Source organism: Aeromonas sp. HMWF014, from assembly GCF_963878295.1.
Lineage (GTDB): Bacteria > Pseudomonadota > Gammaproteobacteria > Enterobacterales > Aeromonadaceae > Aeromonas > Aeromonas popoffii.
Genome location: NZ_CAWNYS010000501.1, coordinates 1 through 2345, shown reverse-complemented (window position 1 = coordinate 2345; position 2345 = coordinate 1). Strand labels below are relative to the sequence as shown.

Here is a 2345-nt window from a genome sequence, read left to right as displayed (position 1 = left end):
CCCTCATGGAGTTGGTGATGGTATCTCCATAGAGAATGACCTTGCCGTTGAGGTTACGGGCGGCGCGGCCTATGGTCTGGATCAGCGATCGGGTGGAGCGCAGGAAGCCCTCCTTGTCCGCATCCAGAATGGCCACCAGGGAAACCTCCGGCATGTCGAGCCCTTCGCGCAACAGGTTGATGCCCACCAGCACGTCGAACTTGCCGAGGCGCAGATCGCGGATGATCTCCACCCGCTCGACCGTATCGATGTCGGAGTGCAGGTAGCGCACCCGCACATCGTGATCCGCCAGATACTCGGTCAAGTCCTCCGACATCCGCTTGGTGAGCGTGGTCACCAGCACCCGCTCCTCGACCGCGACACGCAGCCGGATCTCTGAGAGCAGATCGTCCACCTGGGTGGTGACAGGGCGCACCTCGATCTCGGGATCGAGCAAGCCGGTGGGACGCACCACCTGCTGCACCACGTCGCCACCGGACTTGTCCAGCTCGTAGGGGCCCGGGGTAGCCGACACAAACACGGTCTGCGGCATCAGCGATTCGAACTCATCGAACTTCAGCGGCCGGTTGTCGAGCGCCGAGGGCAGCCGGAAGCCGTACTCCACAAGCGTCTCCTTGCGGGATCTGTCCCCTTTAAACATGGCGCCGATCTGCGGCACCGTGACGTGGGACTCGTCGATGATGAGCAGGCCATCCCCCGGCAGGTAGTCAAACAGGGTGGGCGGCGGCTCCCCCGGCGCGCGGCCGGAGAGGTAACGGCTGTAGTTCTCGATGCCGGAGCAGTAGCCCAGCTCCTGCATCATCTCCATGTCGAACTGGGTGCGCTGGCTGATGCGCTGCTCTTCCACCAGCTTGTTGAGCGACAACAGCTGCTCCCGACGGCTCTTCAACTCCACTTTGATGTGCTCGATGGCACCCAAAATGGTCTCGCGCGGGGTGGCGTAGTGGGTCTTGGGGTAGATGGTGTAGCGCACGACCGTTTGCTCGATGGCGCCGGTCAGGGGATCAAACTGGGAGAGCCGCTCCACCTCTTCGTCAAACAGCTCCACCCGCAGCGCCAGCTTGTCCGATTCGGCGGGGTAGATGTCTATCACCTCGCCACGCACCCGGAAGGTGCCACGCTGAAACGCCATGTCGTTGCGGGTGTATTGCAGCTCGGCGAGACGGCGCAGTATGTCCCGCTGATTGATCACGTCCCCGACTTTGAGGTGCAGCATCATGCTGAGGTAGGCCTGAGGATCCCCCAGACCATAGATGGCCGACACAGACGCAACGATGATCACGTCCCGCCGTTCCAACAGGGCCTTGGTGGCCGACAGCCGCATCTGTTCTATGTGATCGTTGATGGAGGCATCCTTCTCGATGAAGGTGTCCGTGGTCGGCACATAGGCCTCGGGCTGGTAGTAGTCGTAGTAGGAGACGAAATACTCCACCGAATTCTCTGGGAAAAACTCTTTCATCTCGCCATAGAGCTGGGCCGCCAGCGTCTTGTTGGGAGCCAGTATCATGGTGGGGCGGTTGAGGGTCGCGATCACGTTGGCCATGGTGAAGGTCTTGCCCGAGCCAGTCACCCCGAGCAGGGTCTGGTGGGCGAGGCCGGACTCGATGCCATCGAGCAGGCGGGCGATCGCCTCTGGCTGATCTCCCGCAGGTTCAAACTGGCTGGCCAACTGGAATAACTTGCTCATGACGACTCCCGACAAAAAACAGCAAGGCAGAAGTGTACTCCGAGTTGGGGTAACCTGGGTATCCACTCTCTTGCCAAAGCGGCTATTGACCTCGAAAAGCGAGCTCTGTATAGTGCCCCTCCTTGCCTGATGTTCCCCCGTAGTTCAGTCGGTAGAACGGCGGACTGTTAATCCGTATGTCACTGGTTCAAGTCCAGTCGGGGGAGCCAATTCCTCACCATCTCGGTGCAAGTTATCCACTTTAGTACTTTCCTCTGCCAATTTTAATGCACAAGCCGCGCCCTGCGGTGACAACCTCTCTTTGTTTCCTCTCTTGGCTCGACAGCGTTTTGTTCTGCCACACATAACTATTTGATTTTTATAGAAACATTTTTCTTCAGGTATTTTTTGAACAGCCCTTGTACCCCAGTATTGGCGCGGCCTGCAGGCTGATCACCAAGATTCATGAACAGGGTTATCCACAGATTCTGTGGGTAAGTCAGCCAAAGCCAGTCACGGCCTAGCTTCGCAGGCCATCGCCGCCAGCGACGGCCCATTTCCTTTGCGATCCCCACTTTCTGCTGTTTTTGAGCGCCACTTCAACTGGGTCAAAAGGCCACTGATCAGATACTTTTTCCAGATATCTTTTCGCCATCCCTTGCACCATGGGTCATCCCCC

The 2345-nt window shown here is 58.6% G+C and carries 1 protein-coding gene and 1 tRNA gene; one reads left to right on the top strand and one right to left on the bottom strand.

The genetic code is table 11. The features are described 5' to 3' along the window. A partial coding sequence (uvrB, locus tag AAC083_RS19650) for an excinuclease ABC subunit UvrB (protein ID WP_108537508.1) occupies nt 1-1687 on the bottom strand: 1687 nt, incomplete at its 3' end. Between the two features lie 133 nt (nt 1688-1820). Between uvrB and AAC083_RS19645 the strand changes: the two genes are divergently transcribed. Beyond that, nucleotides 1821-1896 (top strand) — tRNA-Asn (locus tag AAC083_RS19645). The last annotated feature ends 449 nt before the right edge of the window (nt 1897-2345 follow it).